This is a genomic window from Arenibacter sp. S6351L (assembly GCF_023016025.1).
GTDB lineage: Bacteria > Bacteroidota > Bacteroidia > Flavobacteriales > Flavobacteriaceae > Arenibacter > Arenibacter algicola_B.
On sequence record NZ_JALKBB010000124.1, the window covers coordinates 1 to 347 of the forward strand.

General features: G+C 46.1%; 1 protein-coding gene. It reads right to left on the reverse strand.

Going from position 1 to position 347, the window contains the following annotated elements; translation table 11 throughout:
• The coding region (locus tag MWU82_RS24185; protein ID WP_247098330.1) for a DUF1549 domain-containing protein at positions 1 to 347 on the reverse strand (347 nt) is incomplete at both ends.

Here is a 347-nt window from a genome sequence, read left to right on the forward strand (position 1 = left end):
TCGTTCATGACCATCACCTTGACGTCTTTCCCTTCGGCCTTGTTGATAAAGGACAGCACCCCATTGGTCTCCTCATCCGTAATAGTCATAAAGGGGTCGTCCGCAAAGTACTCCTTTCTAAAAGCATCACCAGCGGTTTTCTGCAACCCTTTTTCATCCACATTATTAAAAAAGGAATAGATCTCATAATAATCCCTTTGGGACAGCTGGTCGTATTTGTGGTCATGGCATTTGGCACATTCAAGGGTCAGTCCCAAAATTCCCTTCCCCAAGGTGTTGGTACGGTCTACCACATAATAGGACTGGTACTCCTCCTGAATTACACCGCCCTCCTGTGTTATGGGATG